General features: G+C 69.7%; 12 protein-coding genes. 6 read left to right on the top strand and 6 right to left on the bottom strand.

The annotated features are described in order from the left end of the window. Positions 1–82: 82 nt before the first annotated feature. Positions 83–1,543, top strand: a complete 1,461-nt coding sequence (locus KBX08_RS08315) for a CCA tRNA nucleotidyltransferase (RefSeq protein ID WP_112700307.1) — start codon at positions 83–85, stop codon at positions 1,541–1,543. Between the two features lie 264 nt (positions 1,544–1,807). Then, positions 1,808–3,910 carry a S8 family serine peptidase gene (locus KBX08_RS08310; RefSeq protein WP_210782074.1) on the top strand — a complete coding sequence of 701 codons (2,103 nt, stop codon included), beginning with the start codon at positions 1,808–1,810 and terminating at the stop codon, positions 3,908–3,910. A 127-nt stretch (positions 3,911–4,037) separates the two neighbouring features. On the opposite strand, the gene KBX08_RS08305 is transcribed toward KBX08_RS08310, so the two are convergent. Together KBX08_RS08305 and KBX08_RS08300 are read right to left on the bottom strand one after the other, a co-directional pair. Further along, the gene (locus KBX08_RS08305) at positions 4,038–5,561 is read right to left on the bottom strand and encodes a flotillin family protein (RefSeq protein WP_210782072.1); all 1,524 of its coding nucleotides are present in this window, start codon (positions 5,559–5,561) and stop codon (positions 4,038–4,040) included. Positions 5,562–5,589: 28 nt separating this feature from the next. Continuing rightward, entirely contained in the window at positions 5,590–6,147 is a 558-nt protein-coding gene (locus KBX08_RS08300; RefSeq protein ID WP_372494696.1) for a hypothetical protein, read from the bottom strand. 54 nt (positions 6,148–6,201) lie between these two features. Here KBX08_RS08300 and KBX08_RS08295 point away from each other — a divergent pair, with 54 nt between their 5' ends. Beyond that, positions 6,202–6,687 carry a methylated-DNA--[protein]-cysteine S-methyltransferase gene (locus KBX08_RS08295; protein WP_210782068.1) on the top strand — a complete coding sequence of 162 codons (486 nt, stop codon included), beginning with the start codon at positions 6,202–6,204 and terminating at the stop codon, positions 6,685–6,687. Positions 6,688–6,795: 108 nt separating this feature from the next. Here KBX08_RS08295 and KBX08_RS08290 read toward each other — a convergent pair whose 3' ends face one another. Both KBX08_RS08290 and KBX08_RS08285 read right to left on the bottom strand, forming a co-directional pair. Further along, the gene (locus KBX08_RS08290; protein WP_124819940.1) at positions 6,796–7,875 is read right to left on the bottom strand and encodes an inositol-3-phosphate synthase; all 1,080 of its coding nucleotides are present in this window, start codon (positions 7,873–7,875) and stop codon (positions 6,796–6,798) included. A gap of 23 nt (positions 7,876–7,898) precedes the next feature. After that, the gene (locus tag KBX08_RS08285) at positions 7,899–8,537 is read right to left on the bottom strand and encodes a PadR family transcriptional regulator (protein WP_030331823.1); all 639 of its coding nucleotides are present in this window, start codon (positions 8,535–8,537) and stop codon (positions 7,899–7,901) included. Between the two features lie 175 nt (positions 8,538–8,712). Between KBX08_RS08285 and KBX08_RS08280 the strand changes: the two genes are divergently transcribed. The 3 genes from KBX08_RS08280 to KBX08_RS08270 all read left to right on the top strand — a co-directional run bounded on the left by KBX08_RS08280 (position 8,713) and on the right by KBX08_RS08270 (position 13,865). Beyond that, positions 8,713–9,162 (top strand): DUF5318 domain-containing protein, encoded by a 450-nt coding sequence (locus KBX08_RS08280; RefSeq protein WP_091396619.1) that lies wholly within the window; start codon positions 8,713–8,715, stop codon positions 9,160–9,162. 194 nt (positions 9,163–9,356) lie between these two features. Then, positions 9,357–12,230 carry a transglycosylase domain-containing protein gene (locus KBX08_RS08275; protein ID WP_210782066.1) on the top strand — a complete coding sequence of 958 codons (2,874 nt, stop codon included), beginning with the start codon at positions 9,357–9,359 and terminating at the stop codon, positions 12,228–12,230. Positions 12,231–12,356: 126 nt separating this feature from the next. After that, the gene (locus KBX08_RS08270; RefSeq protein ID WP_210782064.1) at positions 12,357–13,865 is read left to right on the top strand and encodes a glycosyltransferase family 87 protein; all 1,509 of its coding nucleotides are present in this window, start codon (positions 12,357–12,359) and stop codon (positions 13,863–13,865) included. Between the two features lie 118 nt (positions 13,866–13,983). Here the strand turns inward: KBX08_RS08270 and KBX08_RS08265 are convergent, their stop codons facing one another. Then, the gene (locus tag KBX08_RS08265; RefSeq protein ID WP_210782062.1) at positions 13,984–16,122 is read right to left on the bottom strand and encodes a hypothetical protein; all 2,139 of its coding nucleotides are present in this window, start codon (positions 16,120–16,122) and stop codon (positions 13,984–13,986) included. Next, positions 16,119–16,910 carry a deoxyribonuclease IV gene (locus KBX08_RS08260; RefSeq protein WP_210782060.1) on the bottom strand — a complete coding sequence of 264 codons (792 nt, stop codon included), beginning with the start codon at positions 16,908–16,910 and terminating at the stop codon, positions 16,119–16,121. The genes KBX08_RS08265 and KBX08_RS08260 overlap by 4 nt, the downstream gene beginning before the upstream one ends. Between the last annotated feature and the right edge of the window lie 355 nt (positions 16,911–17,265).

Raw genomic sequence — 17,265 nt, 5'->3', positions numbered from 1 at the left:
GCCACAGACCATAGTCAACCCCCACCCGTTACCCGCGCCCGGCGGATCGGATCACACCCCGGCCCGATAGGCTGGTGATCCCATGTCCGAAGCCTCCGCTCCTCACGCCGCCGACCGCCGCGAACTCACCGCCGCGCAGCGCAACGCCGTCGCCGAACTGCTCCGGGTGTCCCCGGTCGCCGACGAGTTGGGCCGCCGCTTCGTCCGCGCCGGTCACGAGTTGCACCTGGTGGGCGGTTCGGTGCGGGATGCCCTGCTCGGTCGACTCGGGGATGACCTCGACTTCTGCACCGACGCGCACCCCGACGAGACTCTGCGGATCATCAAGGGCTGGGCCGAGTCGATCTGGGAGACCGGTCGGGAGTTCGGCACCATCGGCGCTCAGCGCGACGGCCTCCGACTGGAGATCACCACCTTCCGCGCGGAGTCATACGACCAGGTCAGCCGCAACCCGGTGGTGGTGTACGGCACCAGCCTCGACGAGGACCTGAAGCGGCGCGACTTCACGATCAACGCGATGGCGGTCAGCCTGCCGGACCACCGGTTCACCGACCCGCACGGTGGACTGGACGATCTGTCGGCCAAGGTGATCCGTACCCCGAGTACGCCTGGTGAGTCGTTCGGCGACGACCCGCTGCGGATGCTGCGTGCCGCCCGGTTCGCCGCCCAGCTGCGTTTCGCCGTCCACCCGGACGTGCACCTGGCGATGACCGAGATGGCCGCCGACCTGGACCGGATCACCGCCGAGCGGATCCGCGACGAGTTCACCAAGCTGCTCTGCGGCGCCGATCCGATCACCGGGCTACGGCTGCTGGTCGACACCGGGCTGGCCGAGCGGTTCCTGCCCGAGCTGACCGGGCTGAAGCTGGAGATCGACGAGCACGCCCAGCACAAGGACGTCTACGAGCACACGTTGACGGTCGTCGAGAACGCGGTCTCCTACGAGGAGGAAGGCTGCGACTTCATCCTGCGGATGGCCGCCCTCCTGCACGACGTGGGCAAGCCGGCGACGAAGGCGGTCGGTTCCGACGGTCGGGTCAGCTTCCACCACCACGAGGTGGTCGGTGCCCGGCTGACCAAGGCCCGCATGAAGGCGATGCGCTACCCGAAGGACGTCACAGCGCAGGTGACCGCGCTGGTCGCGCTGCACCTGCGCTTCTACGGGTACGGGCGGGGCGAGTGGACCGACTCGGCGGTGCGCCGCTACGTCGCCGACGCCGGTGACCTGCTGCCCCGCCTGCACAAGTTGACCCGCTCCGACTGCACGACCCGCAACCGGCGCAAGGCCGCCCAGCTCGCGGCCGACTACGACGCGCTGGAGGACCGGATCGCCCGGATCGCGGCCGAGGAAGACCTGGCGCGGGTTCGACCCGACCTGGACGGCAACGCGATCATGGAGCTGCTCGGCGTACCGCCGGGGCCGGTGGTTGGGCGGGCCTGGAAGCACCTCAAGGAACAACGCCTCGAGCACGGCCCGCTGGACCGCGACGCCGCCGAGGCGGAGCTGCTGCGCTGGGCCCGCGCCGAGGGCATCCTCGGCTGACGCGCTCAACCTCGATGCTGGTCGTGTAGCGCGATCTGCCGTGAGGTGGCGGGAGCCCGTCAGGTGGCCGACGGCGATGCACAGCTGTCCGGTCGACGACGAAACGCGAGCGGATCGACCGAATGGCTGAGGTGTAGCGCTTTCATCGTCGTCCATGATGGCTGGGCGTCCGTCGGCTACCGGTGCATCGACACCGCCGCCGACCCCACCGCCCGTCCGGCCCTCCGGATTGGACGGGCGACGACCAAACGGGGAGATCACCTAGTGAAACGCCGTGGCGTGATACGCCGCTCGGCGGTGGCGAGCCTTGCTCTCGCTTCCGCAACCATCATCGTCAGCGCCGCGACCGGTGGGGCCGCCCTGGCCGAACCGTCCGCTCCGCTGGCACCGAAGCCCGCAAGCAAGTTGACGGCCCCCCAGCAGGACGGCCGGTTGGCCAAGGCCAAGCCCGCCGAGGTCGTACCGGATCGCTACATCGTGGTCCTCAAGGACAAGAAGACCACCCCGGCCAAAATCAAGGCCGCCGCTTCGGCTCTGGCCAAGGAGAACGGCGGCAGTGTCCGTCGGCTGTACAGCAGCGCCGTCAACGGCTACTCCGCCGCCATGACCGCGAAGCAGGCTGGCCGGCTGGCCGCCGACCCGGATGTCGCATCCGTGCAGCCGGTGATCCGCTTCCAGAAGAGCGGAACGCAGAGCTCGCCCCCCTCCTGGGGCCTGGACCGGATCGATCAGGTTTCGCCCAAGCTGAATGGCAGCTACACCTACCCCAACACCGGTGCCGGGGTGAAGGCGTACATCGTGGACACCGGCATCGACATCAGCCACAGCGACTTCGGTGGCCGTGCCTCGAACGGCTACGACGCGGTCGACCAGGACAATGTGGCGCAGGACTGCAACGGTCACGGCACGCACGTGGCGGGCACCGTCGGCGGCACGAAGTACGGCGTGGCCAAGAACGCCAACCTGGTCGCCGTCCGGGTCCTCGACTGCGAGGGTTTTGGCACCACCGAGCAGGTCCTGTCCGGGATCGACTGGGTGACCGCCAACGCGCAGAAGCCTGCCGTGGTCAACATGAGCCTCGGCGGGCCGGAGGACTCGGCGATCTCCACAGCGGTCAGCAACTCCATCGCCACCGGTCTCACCTACGCGGTGGCCGCCGGCAACGAAGCGGACGATGCCTGCGCGTACAGCCCGGCCGGGGTGTCGGCGGCGATCACCGTCGGAGCCACCGACAGGATCGACCGTCGGGCCTCGACCGAATACTTCGATTCGAACTACGGCCCGTGTGTCGACGTCTGGGCGCCGGGCGTGGACATCGTCTCGGCGGCAAGCGGAACCACCGACGGGTCGGTGGCCTTCAGCGGGACCTCGATGGCGGCGCCGCACGTGGCCGGAGCCGCTGCGCTGCTGCTTCAGTCGAACCCGACGTGGTCCCCGGCGCAGGTGCGCAACACGATCGTGACCCGAGGGCTCGCTGGCGCAGTGCTGAACCCGCAGGGCGGGGTGGACCGTCTGCTCAACGTCGCGTCGGCCCTCTCTCCCGCGCGTACCTCGCACGGCCTGCTGGCGCGTTCCAACGGCTATTTCGTCTCGGCTGACGGTGCGGGCAGCAAGCCTCTGGCCGCCGTCGGCCCGGTGCTCGGTGGCTGGGAGAAGCTCGACATCGTCGACGCCGGCAACGGCTTGGTCGCACTGCGGGCGAACGTCAACGGCAAGTACGTCAGCGCCAACGGTGCCGGCAGCAAGCCACTGATCGCCGCAGCCGCGTCGGTGAGCACCTGGGAGAGGTTCCAGTTGGTTCACCACATTGACGGCACGGTGAGCCTGCGGGCCACTGTCAACAACAAGTACGTCAGTGCGCCCAGCAACGGTGGCCCGCTGATTGCCAGCGCGACGAACGCCAGCACCTGGGAGAAGTTCGACCTCGAGACGAACCTGATCGTCAGCTTCAAATCGGCAGCCAGCGGCAAGTACGTCTCCGCTGACGGTGCCGGGAGCAAGCCGTTGATCCCGTTGGTCGCGTCGGTCAGCACCTGGGAGAAGTTCGAGCTGTTCGATCTGGACTACTACGGCTACTTCGGCCTGCGTTCGTTGGCCAACGGCAAGTGGGTCTCGGCGACCGGTGCCGGATCGAAGCCGATGCTCGCCTCAGCCCCGAGGATCGATGCCTGGGAGGCCTTCACCTTCTGGCACCGGGGTGTCGGGACCACGGACGGGTCGGGCTGGATCTACGCGAACGTCGACGGGCAGGCGGTCAGCGCCGGCAGCGCTGGCACCAGCCAGCTCATCCCGAACAAGGACTTCGACTTCTGGAGTCCGGACTTCGGCCTCTCGGCGGGCGAGCGGTTCGTCATGAACCTCGCCTGAACCAGCCACGGAATTACCACCGGCGCCCGCCGGCACCCCTCCCACGGGAGGCGGTTGCGGCCGGCGCCGGCCGTTCGTGGGTCATCCGGGGCAGGCCAGAGCCTGACCGTCGGCGGGCCCCTCGGGCTCAGCGCGAGACGGTCCTGCCGTCCACCGTGTCGATCCCGGTGGCCGGCGCGGTGGCGTCGGCCCGTCCGGCACCGAGCCGCGCCAGCAGGCCGGGCAGGTCGATCCCGGTGAGGTCGCTGCCGAGCTGGAGGCCCTGGGCCACGTTGCCGGCCACCGACTTGGTGAGCGACGACGCGCCGTCGGTGGAGATGACGGTCATCTTGTCGATCGCCCCGATCGGCGCACTGGCCGCCTCGACGACCTGCGGCAGCACCTTGACCAGCAGGTCCAGCACGGCTGCCTCTCCGTACGCGGCGAACGCCTCGGCCTTGCGCGCCATCGCGTCGGCCTCGGCCTCACCCTTGGCGAGGATGGCCGCGGCCTCGGCCTGACCTTCCCGCTCCACGGCCTCGGCGATGGCGGAGCGTCGCCGCTGCTCGGCCTCACCCTCCTTGGCGCCCTCGATGGCGTTGGCCTCGGCGAGCGCGGCCCGTCGGGCCCGCTCACCCTCACCGGTGAGGCGGGCCTGCTCGGCGGAAGCCTGCGCGGCGGCGATGACGGACTGACGCTGCGCGTCGGCGTGCAGCACCGCCGCTGCTCGGGACGCCTCGGCCTCCTGCTCCACCTTGTACCGGGCCGCGTCGGCCGGCTTGCGAACCTCGGTGTCGAGTTGGCGCTGCTTGAGTTCGGCGTTGCGCTCGGCCACCTTCTGCTGTTCGGAGAGGATCGCCTGGTCCCGCTCGGCCTGGGCGAGTGGTCCGGCCGCCGCGGACTTCGCCTTCGCCGCGTCGATCTCGGCCTGGATACCGGCCTGCTTGAGGGCCAGGTTGCGGTTCGCCTCGGCGATGGCCTCCTCGGCGAGCAGCCGCTCCTGCTCGGCCTGCTGCCGGGCCCGGGCCTCGGCGATCGCCGCGTCCTTGAGTACCCGGGCGGCCTCGGGTCGGCCCAGGTCCTGAAGGTAGGAGCCTTCGGCGAGGATGTCCTGGAGCTGGAAGGTGTCCAACACCAGACCCTGGTTGGTCATCGAGTGCTCGGCCTCCTCGGCGACCGCGCTGGCGAACGCCGCCCGGTCCCGGATGATCTCCTCGACGGTGAGCCGGCCGACGATCGAGCGCAGCGCGCCGGCCAGCACCTCCCGGGTGAAGTTGTCGATCTCGTCCTGCTGGTGCAGGAACCGTTGTGCGGCGGCCCGGATCGCGTCCTCGGTGCCGCCGACCTTGACGATCGCCACGCCGTGCAGGTCGGCGCGGATGCCCTGCTTGCTGACGGCGCCCCGGATGCCGACGTCGATCCGCCGGCTGGACAGGTCGAGCGACTGGAGCTTCTGCACCACCGGCAGCACGAAGACCGAGGCGCCCAGCACGACCTTCTGCCCGGAGTTGTCGGTGGACCGCCCGCCGTCGGCGGTCTGGGTGGTGCGGCCCTTGCGACCGGTGACGATGAACGCCTCGTTCGGGCCGGCCACCTTGATCCGGGAGAGCACGAAGAGCACCAGGATGAGCGCGAGGAGGACCGCGCCACCGATGGCGATGAGTAGGGCCATGTGAGGAGTCCCGTCTATGAGGGGGAGGTCAGTAGGTCTCTACGTGCACGCTGGTCTCGCTGAGCGCCTGCACGACGAAGACCTGGGCGCCGATCGGGATCGGCTGGTCCGCGCGGGCGCTGAGCTTGACCGGTTGGCCGGCGAGGCGAATGCGGACCTCGCCGTACCCGTTGGCCGGCACCGGGGTGACGACCAGGCCGAGCGCGCCGACCAGGTCGTCGCGGGTGGGGGTGGGGTCGGTGCGCATGTTCCGCGCCGCCCGACTCAGCCGGGACGCCAACCAGCCGGTGGGCACGGCCGCGAGCACGCCGCCGGCCACCGCCCCGACGACCATGCCAGGTGTACGCGCACCGAGCAGCTCGTTGACGATGGCCGCGCCGAACCCGAACGCCCCGGCGAAGCCGGCGACCGTCTCGACCGAGATCGGCCCGTCAACGTCGGCGTGCCCGAACTGGAGCAACTCGGTGCCGAGCAGCGCGAGCGCGAGCACACCGACGCCCGCCCCGCCGATGATCAGAAAGATGAGCGTCCCCGTTGCCACGACCTTGACGGTATCGACGCCGCGCAACGCCGAACGGTCCGGCAGAACGCTGGTAGCCGGCCGGCGAACGAGTCCGCAACAGAGAGGGAGAATGGGTGGATGCGCTGGACTGTGCTCGACTCGCCCATCGGTGAGTTCTCCGTGGCCACCGACGGCACGAGCGTCTGCGGCGCGCATTTCGGCCGGCTCGAGGCGGCCACCAACGAGCCCGACGACGCGCTGTCCCGGCAGGCCGTCGACGAGTTGCGGGCGTACTTCGCCGGTGAGCTGACCACGTTCACCGTTTCGGTGTCGGTCCCGCGTGGCTCCGACTTCGAGCGCGCCGTGTGGCGGGAGATGACCCGGATCCCGTACGGGGAGACGCTGACATATGGCGAGGTGGCGCGGCTGGTCGGCGATCCCGGAGCGGCACGGGCGGTGGGCGTGGCCTGCAACCGCAACCCGGTCCCGGTGATCGTGCCGTGTCACCGGATCGTCGGCGCGGGCGGCAAGCTGGTCGGCTTCGGTGGGGGCCTGCCCCGCAAGGTCAAGCTGCTGGAGTTGGAGGCCGGGGTCGCGCTGCGACACGCCTGGTCCCGAGACTGACGAGTTGACGTTGCGGCTGTCGCCGTACCTGGAGATGTCGAGCTGAACGCGGCGAAGGGCCGGGTCCGCACGGACCCGGCCCTTCCGCGTGCTTGATGATTCAGCGCATCAGCGCGTGACCTCACCGGCGATGAACTCCTCGACGGCCTGGTGGGCGTCGTGGTCGGCGTACTGCACCGGCGGGGACTTCATGAAGTACGACGAGGCCGACAGGATCGGGCCGCCGATCTTCCGGTCCAGGGCGATCTTCGCGGCCCGGACCGCGTCGATGATGACGCCGGCCGAGTTCGGCGAGTCCCACACCTCGAGCTTGAGCTCGGCGTTGAGGGGGGTGTCACCGAACGAACGGCCCTCGAGGCGGATGTACGCCCACTTGCGGTCGTCCAGCCACGGCACGTGGTCCGACGGGCCGATGTGCACGTCGCTCTTGCTCATCTCGTGCGGGATCTGCGAGGTGACCGACTGGGTCTTCGAGATCTTCTTCGAGACCAGCCGCTTGCGCTCCAGCATGTTCATGAAGTCCATGTTGCCGCCGAAGTTGAGCTGGTACGTGCGCAGCAGCTCGACGCCGCGGTCCTCGAAGAGCTTCGCGAGGGCGCGGTGCACGATGGTGGCACCGACCTGGCTCTTGATGTCGTCGCCGACGATCGGCAGGCCCGCGTCCTCGAACTTCTTGGCCCACTCGGGGTCGGAGGCGATGAAGACCGGCAGGGCGTTGACGAACGCGCAGCCGGCGTCGATCGCGGCCTGGGCGTAGAACTTGGCGGCCTGCTCGGAGCCGACCGGCAGGTAGCAGACGACGACGTCGACCTGCGCGTCGCGCAGCGCCTGCGTCACGTCGACCGGAGTGGCGTCCGACTCCTCGACGATCTCGCGGTAGTACTGGCCCAGACCGTCGAAGGTCGGACCGCGCTGCACGCTGACGCCGGTCGGCGGCACGTCGCAGAGCTTGATGGTGTTGTTCTCGCTGGCGACGATCGCCTCCGCGAGGTCCATGCCCACCTTCTTGGCGTCCACGTCGAATGCCGCGACGAACTCCACGGCGTTGACGTGGTAGTCGCCGAAGGCGACGTGCATGAGACCCGGGACGCGGTCGTTCGGGTTGGCGTTCCGGTAGTACTCGACGCCCTGAACCAGGGACGAGGCGCAGTTACCCACACCGACGATGGCGACGCGGACGGAGCCCATAGCGTCTGCCTCCTTCTTTTCTGTCACGGCCGCTCATTCCTGGTCTCTCCAGGCGGAGGCGGGCTGTTGTCTTCTCGTCGGCCGCCGGCTGTCCCGATGTTCGGGACCGTCGGGGCTCGGCCGGAGCGCTCGTTGGCGATGAGCTCCTCCAGCCAGCGGACCTCGCGCTCACAGGCATCAAGGCCGTGGCGCTGCAGTTCCAGCGTGTAAGCGTCGAGGCGCTCGGCCGCCCGGCCAAGCACGTCACGAAGCCCTTCGCGACGTTCCTCGATCTTGCGGCGGCGACCCTCCAGAATGCGTAGTCGGGTCGCCTGGTCGGTCCGGGCGAAGAACGCGAAGTGCACCCCGAAGCCCGTGTCGTCGTACGTCTCGGGCCCGGCCTGTGCGATCAGCTGGGCGAAGCGTTCCTTGCCTTCCGCGGTGATTTTGTAGACCACCCGACCTCGTCGGCTGGTCAGCGCGGGAACCTCCTCGGCAGTGGCGGGTGTCTCAGCAGCCTCGGTGATCCATCCCGCCGCCTGCAGCCTGCGTAGCGTGGGATAGAGCGAGCCGTAGCTGATCGCCGCCCGGATCGCGCCGAGTTTGGCGGTCAGTTCCTTGCGCAGCTCATAGCCGTGCATCGGAGACTCCTGCAGGAGGCCGAGGATGGCGAACTCAAGCACTGGCCACCCTCTCTTTACCCTCCGGCGTGAAGTGGTAACCGCCGCGATGTATCGGACCGATACATCGCACGTTAGCGGGTCGTGCGGGCCAGGGCAAACCCCCGTTCCGAGACCCTGTCGTCACGGATTGTGAGCGTGGTCGCCTGGTCGGGCCGGACCGCGTACCCTTCTCCGCATGCGTACGCAGCGCCAGGTCGTCGACTACTCGCTTCAGAAGCGAGCAGTGCTGCGTGAGCTCCTGGCCGGACGAGTCGGCACGTACGACGTCTGCGACGCGTCGCCGTACCTGAAGAACGCCGCTCGGTTCCACGGCGAGCCGACCGACCGGCGCTGCCCGATCTGCCGCAGCGAAAACCTGACCCTGGTCCACTACATTTACGGTGACGAACTCAAGCAGTCCGCCGGCCAGGCTCGGACACTGACCGAGTTGCCCGTGCTGGCGATGACGCTGCGTGAGTTCCAGGTCTTCGTGGTGGAGGTGTGCCTCGGTTGCGACTGGAACCATCTGGTCGAGCAGTACCTGCTCGGCCGGGACGGTCTGACCGGCGACAGCGACGGCATCAGCGAGCAGGACGCGGCGGGCGCCGGAGGCGCCGGGCGGCGGAGGCGAGAGGCGCAACGGTGATCTCAGCTGGTTGGACCGGCCCCGGGGCCGACGAATCCCGGGACGGCCGACCGCTTGTTGGCCCGATTGGCCCGATTGATACGGCAATGACCCCGGTCGGCCGGCACCCCCATGCCGGCGCCCCGGGTGAAGCAACTCACGGCAACCCGGTGGCGGCGCAGTCGCGCCCCACCGCGACCGGCAGGGTGTGAGGAATGAACTCGTACGGTGATCCCAGTTCTGCGCGCGGGCGGGCCCAGTACTCGGGTCCGGACGGTGACCCCGGACCGGGCGCGGACGACGCGTACCGCCGGCCCGGCGGTGACTCCGGCGGGGGCGGCTGGTCAGCCTCGGAGGGCGGCGCGGCGACCCCGGGCCGGGCCTCGGTGACGCCGCGGGCCGCCGGTGGTCGCGCCACGGTCGGCGGGTCCGCCTCGGTGCCGCCGCGTGGCAGCGCGGCGGCCGGGTCCGCCTCGGTAGGTTCGGCAGCTACCGGCAGGGCCGGCCGGGCCTCGGTGCCGGTGTCGCCGGCGCCGGGTGTGGCCGCTGGCCGTGCTGGCGCTGGTCGGGCCTCGGTGCCCGTCTCCCCGGCGCCGGGCGCTCCGGCGGGTCGGGCCACTGTCGGCGCTGCCGCCGTCGGTGCGGCCTCGGTCGGCACTGCCTCGGCGGGTCGGGCCAGCGTCGGTTCCGCAGCGGTCGGTGGTCGTGCGGCGGTCGCCCGGGCGAGCGTCTCACCGGTCTCCGGTGGACCGGGCGGTCCCGGTGGGCCGGGCGGTCCGGGCGGTCCCGGTCGGGGCGGCCGTGGTCCGGGTGACTCGGGCGCGGCCCGGGCCAAGAAGCGCAAGCGGATGAACCTGCTGATCGCCGGGTTCGCCGTCTTCATCATGCTCGCCGGCATCGGCGTGGTCGGGTTCACCTACTACTCGACAAACGTGGTCATGCCGAACGAGATGCCGCTGCCGCTGTCCACCACCGTGTACGCCAAGGACGGCAAGACGCAGCTCGCCAAGCTGGGCAGCGAGAACCGCACCTTCGTGACCATCCAGCAGATCCCGCAGCACGTGCAGGACGCGGTCGCCGCGGCGGAGGACCGGAATTTCTACCGGCACTCCGGCGTCGACTACAAGGGCATCGTCCGGGCCGCATGGAACAACGTCTCCAACGGCGACAAGCAGGGCGCCTCGACGATCACCCAGCAGTACGCCCGCAACGCGTTCGAGAACCTCAAGGACGACACGTACGGCCGGAAGGTGAAGGAGGCGATCCTCGCCTCCAAGCTGAACGACAAGTACGACAAGCCGACGATCATGCAGCACTACCTGAACGTCATCTACTTCGGTCGCGGCGCGTACGGCATCGAGGCGGCGGCACAGACCTACTTCGGCAAGCCGGCAAGCAAGCTCACTCCCGGCGAGGGAGCAGTGCTGGCCGCAGTGATCAAGCAACCGGTGGCGAGCGAAACCCACAAGGGGTTCGACCCGGCGGTCAACCCGACCGATGCCAGGTCGCGGTGGGACTACGTGATCGGCGGCATGAAGAAGGAGGGCTGGCTGGACTCCCCCAACCACCCCCCGGCGCCCACCGAGTACCCGAAGGCGCTGCCGCCGAAGAAGGATGGCGTGGGCTTCGGTGTCGACAGCCCGCGCGGCAACGTCATCAACTACGTCCGCCAAGAGATGGACGAGATGGGTCTCTGCTCCGACAGCGGTGCGGAGGGCAAGACCAGTTGCGTCGACGCGCTGCGGGATGGCGGCTACCGGATCACCACCACCATCGACCCGAAGCTCCAGGCCGCCGCGGAGAACACCGCGATGCAGTCGAAGAAGGGCTCCGAGCTCAACGACCAGCCGAAGAACCTGATGGCGGCGGTGGTCTCGATCGACCCGAAGAAAGGCCGCGTGCTCGCCTACTACGGCGGTGACAGCGGTGCCGACTTCGACTACGCCGGCAAGAACATCGACAAGAACGGCGACCTGACCGGTGGGCACCAGCCGGGCTCGTCGATGAAGGTGTACACCCTGGCCGCCGCGATCGAGGCCGGCATCTCGGTCAAGTCGCACTGGGACCCCACGCCGTACAAGCCCGAGGGCTCCAGGGACACGATCGGTAACGCCAACCGCACCAACCTCAAGTGCGGCAAGTACTGCACGCTCGAAGAGTCGACGGTCCAGTCGTACAACGTTCCCTTCTATTGGGTCGCCGACACGATCGGCGCCGACAAGGTCGTCGACATGGCCAGGAAGGCCGGCGTGACCACCATGTGGGGCGTCGACCCGCCGCAGGCCTTCGACCTGTCGAAGAAGGGGCCGAAACCGTTCGACAACTACACCGGTTTCGGCAAGTACCCGATCACCGTGTTCGATCACGCCAACGCCATGGCCACGTTCGCCAACGACGGCAAGTACATCAAGGCGCACTTCGTCGTCAAGGTGGAGCAGCAGGACAAGGACACCGGCAAGTGGAAGGTCGTTGGCAGCGAGCGCATCAAGCCGGAGCAGCGGATCCCCAAGAAGATCACCGACGAGGTCACCGGCGTCCTGAAGCAGATCCCCCGCCCCAACAACATCTCCCTGGAGAACGGCCGCCAGGCCGCCGCCAAGACCGGCACCTGGGAGTACGACAACAAGGACAACTCCCACGCCTGGACGGTCGGCTACACCCCGCAGAACGCCACAGCGGTCTGGGTGGGCAGCCGGGATCCGAGGAAGCCGCAGATCAAGCTCGCCAGCGGTAAGGACATCGGCGGTTCGACGCTCCCTGGCCCGATCTGGGAGAAGTACATGAACGCCGCCCTCAAGGGCCAGGAGGAGATCCCCCTGCCCAGCGTCACCGGCGAGGGTGACGTCACGAAGGGCAACGGCAAGGAGCCACCGCCACCGCCGACCAACCCCGGGGGTCAGCCCGGCCAGGGCACCCCCTGTAACCCGCTGATCGACATCTTCTGCAACCCCGGGGGTAACAACCCTGGCGGTAACCCTGGGGGCACTCCCGGCGGTAACCCAGGAGGTAACCCAGGCGGTAATCCCGGCGGCGGAGGAACCGGTGGCGGCGGAGGGCTGTTGCCCGGCCTGCCACCCAACCGGGACTGACCCGCACCAGCACCCGACGCCGCCGCCGGCCGGACGACCTGTCCCGGCCGGGGGCGGCGTTTTCGTACCCGGAACTCCGCGCCGGGACGGGACGGGCACCCCTGTCGTACGGCAGGATGCCTCTCCATGAGCACCCAGTCGACGCCCGGCATCGACGACGCCGGAACCACCGATCACCCGTCCCGCTCCGACGGGTTCGTCCGCGGCATCTCCAGCGTCATCGGCGGGCCGCTGGGCGACCACGCGACAGCGCTGAACCGGCCGGCCGGTCAGGAGCGTCGCTTCTGGACCGCAGTGCGGATCGTGCTGGCGTTGGCGTGCCTCACGCTCGCGTTGCACTGGGTGCAGAAATCGCCCTGCCAGGACGGCGCCTGGCAGAACAACGTCCAGTACACCCGGTTCTGCTACACCGACGTCCTCGCCCTCTACTACGCCGAAGGGCTCAACGAGGGCAAGGTGCCCTACCGCGACCACCCGGTCGAGTACCCGGTGCTGACCGGCTACTTCATGGGGGCGTTGGGCCTGCCGGTGCACGCCATCGGTGACGGCGACCCGAGCATCAACCAGGGCCAGTGGTTCTACAACCTCAACGCGCTGGTGCTGGGCGCGCTCGCGGTGGCCACGGTGGCGGTGATCCTGGCGTTGCGCCGCCGACGACCCTGGGACGCGGCGATGTTCGCACTCGCCCCGGCGTTGGTGCTCACCGCAACCGTCAACTGGGACCTGCTCGCCATCGGGCTGGCCGCCTTCGGCCTGCTGGCCTGGGCTCGAAAACGACCGGCGGTGGCCGGAGTGCTGCTCGGGTTGGCCGGCGCGGCGAAGCTCTGGCCGCTCTTCCTGCTCGGGCCGATCCTCATCCTGGCGCTACGGGCCGACCGGCTTCGTGCCGCGCTCACCGCCATCGGGACGGCTGTCGCGGCAGTGGTGCTGGTCAACCTGCCGGCCGCCCGCGCGTACCCGGAAAACTGGGACCGGTTCTTCGAATTGAACACCACTCGACCGATCGACTGGGGCACGCTCTGGTACATCGGGCGCTACCTGGACGGCAAGGTCGGCAACGACCCCGCCAACCTCGGCCCGTTCGAGTGGCTCAACGCCAACATCCCGACCCTCAACACCGTCTCGTACGCGCTGTTCGGGCTGGCCTGCCTCGGCGTCGCCGTGCTGGCGCTGCGGGCGCCGCGCCGACCGCGGCTGGGTCAGCTCGCCTTCCTGGTGGTCGCGGCGTTCCTCATCTTCAGCAAGGTCTGGTCGCAGCAGTTCGTGCTCTGGCTGCTCCCGCTGGTGGTGCTGGCCCGGCCTAAGTGGGGCGCGTTCCTGGCCTGGCAGATCGCCGAGGTCTGCTACTTCGTGGCCTTCTACGGGGAACTGCTCGGCGCGGCAACCAGCCGTCCGGTCTTCCCGGAGGGGGTGTTCGTGCTGGCCTCGACGCTGCGACTGGCCACTGTGGTGGTGCTCTGCGTCTTCGTCGTCAAGGAGATCCTGCACCCCGAGCAGGACGCGGTGCGGGCCACCTACCCGGACGACCCGGACGGCGGCGTTCTCGACGGCGCCCCGGACGCCCCCTGGATAGACCGCTGGCGCCGCACCACGACGACCAGCGAACAAGCACCCGTACCGGTGCCCACGACCTGACCCTAAGGCCGACCGCGGCCGGCACCACGTCAGGGTTTTCGGGGGAGCCGCCCGGCGCAGGGATCAAGCCTGACCGCCCGGAGCCGGGTGGGCTCCCCCGAAAACCCGCCCTAAAGCTTCACAGGCGATAGACGACAGCGTCGCCGACCTCCTGCCGGCTGATGCCGAGCGACTCGACCGGCGCGTCGATGTTGATCTCCCACGGTGTGCCGGCCACCTGGCCGCGCAGCAGCACCACGGTGCGGACGCCGAGCGTACGCAGGTAGTCGACGCTCGTCTGGTCCGGGAACGACTGGCTCACCCGACGGACGTCGTCGAGCTGGCGCGGCGTGAAGCCGCTACCGCCGTTGACCACATCGGGGAATCCGCTGGTCGACCAGAGCATCACGTGCTGGTCCAGGCTCTGATTGCTGGGCAGCACCAGCAGCGGACCCTCCGCCGACCGCATCGCCGCCGGTTGGGTCGGCACCACCGGGTGTGGGGTGGTGTTCAGGCCCTCGACGGTGACCAGCAGCAACGGCAGCAGGGTGGCCATCCGCAGCCACGGCCCCGGCCACGACGGAATCCGCTGCGCGGTCAACTCGCGGACCCGGTCGGTGAGGGCGGTGACCGCGCCCGCCGCGAGCAGGCCGAGCAACAACGTGGTCCAGAGCATCAACCGCCCGGGGGTACGCAGGCCGCTCCAGCCCGGCAGGTGCTCGAAGAAGGGCACGTAGGTGAAGGTGCCGTCGAAGAAACGGGTGCCCATGGCGAAGGCCATCGTCACCAGCACCCCAGCGAGCAGCAGCAGTCGGTGCCGCAGCCGCCACGCCGAGAAGAACAACCCGCCCGCGGCGAGCGCGTAGAGCACGAAGCCCGGCAGCAGGGTCATCTCCGGGTGCCACGGCAGCGCTGCCCGGGCACCCTCGTGCAGCCCACCCCAGATCCGCGACTCCCCGGGCGCCGTCACGAAGCCCGACGCCGGCGGCGAGAAGAGGCTGATGTCACCGATGGTGCGCTCGGCGTACGGGTGCAGCTCGGTCACCTTGAAGAACGGGAACGCCATCAGCAGACCGACACCGGCGAACAACAGCCCGCCGAGCACGTCGGCGGCGAACAACCGGCGACCGAACGGAACGGCCTGCCCGGTGCGCAGCCGCCGCGCGAAGAACAGGACGGCAGCGACCAGCACCGCGCCGGCCAGGAAGTACGCGAAGGGCAGCCCGATGCCGAAGCCGAGGCTGAGTTGCCAGGCCGCCACCAGCCAACCGGCGTAGACCCACCCGTCATGCCGGCGCTCCGGCCGGTAGCCGTGTCGGAGAGACCACCCGTGCCCGCGCGCCAACATCGCCAACGCCAGCGGAATGCCACCGTTGGAGAGCACATGCAGGTGCCCGGCCTGGGCCAGCAGCCACGGCGCGTAGGTGTAGCTCACGCCCGCGACGGCCGCACCGATCCGGCCGGCCCCGAGCTGTCGGGCCAGCGCGTACGCCCCGAGCGTGGCGAGCGCGTGCGCCAGCACGAACATGATGTTGTAGCGCAGCACGGCGTCCTCGGGACCGCTGCCGAGCATCCCGGCCGGGGCGTACCCGAGCAGCGTGTCGGAGAACGCGAAGCTCCACAGCTCGGGGAAGAACGTGTTGGACTGCCACAGCCGCGCCGGCTCGGCCAGCAGGATGTGCCCGGACCAGGCCATCTGCCAGGCTTGCAGGCTCGGATCCCAGTAGTCCTGCGGAAGGGTGTAGCGCGGATAGCGCAGCGTCGGCCAGGTCATCAACACGGCCAGTGCCAACGCGCCGAGGGCGGCCAGGGTCCACTCGTGGATCAGGAACCGCCCGACCGCCCGGCCCGCCCGACTGAAGATGGAGGGCCGTGGCTCCGGCGCGGAGGCGAACGCCTCCCAACGCTCCGGGTCGTCCGGCTTCGCCTCGCTGCCGGCCTTGTCCGTGCCGTCGGCGCCGTCCACCTTCGCGCCCTTGGCCGCGTCGTCGTCCTTGGCTGCCCCGCTGTCCTTGGTCGCGTCCTTGGTCGCACCGCTGTCCTTGGTCGCGCCACCCACCGTGCCGCTGTGCTTGGCCGTGCCGCTGTCCTTGGATGCGTCGGTGCCCTTGGCGGTGCTGTCGCTGGCCGCGGTGCCGCCCTCGGCGGCATCCTGCTTGGCCGCGGCGTTCTGCTGGGTGGGGGTGCCGGCCGCGGCTGTGGTGGCGGGTTGACTCTCGGCGGTCGCGCCGGTGGGGGTGGGCCGGGCTTTGCCGGTCCCGGGCTGTCCGCTCGTCATGCCGCCAGGCTCTCCGCTCCGAGCTGCTCACGCAGGAAGTCGATGTCGGCCGCCTGACCGGTCACACCGCCCGGTGTCTCGACGACCACCGGCGCGCCGGCCGCCCGGATCACCGCCACCACCAGCTCCGGGTCGATCGTCCCGCCGCCCAGGTTGTCGTGTCGGTCCTGGCCGGAGTTGAACGCGCCCTTGGAGTTGTTGGCGTGCACCAGGTCGATCCGCCCGGTGATCGCCTTGACCCGGTCGACCAGGCCGAGCAGCTCCTCGCCGCCCGCGTACGCGTGGCAGGTGTCCAGGCAGAAGCCGACCTCGTAGTCACCGATGGCGTCCCAGAGTCGGGCGAGCGCGTCCAGCCGTCGGGCGCAGGAGTTGTCGCCGCCGGCGGTGTTCTCGATCAGGACCGGTACGCCGAAGCCGCCGGAGTCCGCCGCGTACGCGAAGGTCTTGCGCCAGTTGTCGAAGCCGACGGCCAGGTCGTCGCCGGCGTTGACGTGCCCACCGTGAACGATCAGGCCCTTGGCGCCGATGGCGGCGGCCGCGTTGGCGTGCCCGAGCAGCAGCTTGCGGCTCGGGATCCGGATGCGGTTGTTGAGCGTGGCCACGTTGATGACGTACGGCGCGTGCACGTAGAGGTCGACCTCGGCGGCGCGCAGCCGCTCGGCATCTTCGCGAGGCTTGGGCGCCTTCCAACCCTGTGGGTCGGCGAGGAAGAACTGCACGGTCTCGGCGGACCGGGCGGCCGCCTCCGCCAGCGGGTCGGTCGAGTCGACGTGGGCTCCGATACGCATGCGAGCGAGCCTACGTCGCGCCCCCGACCGGCGCGGCGACGGCCGGCGCGGTGTCGCGTCACCTGAGGGACCGACGATCGTTGATGGGTTTGAACCGGCGATCAGCATCCCGGTGCCGCCAGCGGCGCGAGCGTTGCGCACACGGCGACCGGCGGTCGACGGCGGACAGCGAGGTCACCCCCGCGGCGCGGCCCGGCGCAGCGGGGGCGACCCCACCGCACAACGGGTACCGAGCGACGACGAATCTCGGAAATTGTGCTTTTCCCCCCGACAAGGTACGAGTGCTGTTGTATCGTCAGATAACAACACGATAAAGCTCCGCGGGGCGTCTTCGGTCCAACCTCATCGGTGTGGT

Source organism: Micromonospora sp. H61, from assembly GCF_018070325.1.
In the GTDB taxonomy this organism is placed as follows: domain Bacteria; phylum Actinomycetota; class Actinomycetes; order Mycobacteriales; family Micromonosporaceae; genus Micromonospora; species Micromonospora salmantinae.
This window is presented reverse-complemented; position numbering and strand designations above follow the sequence as displayed.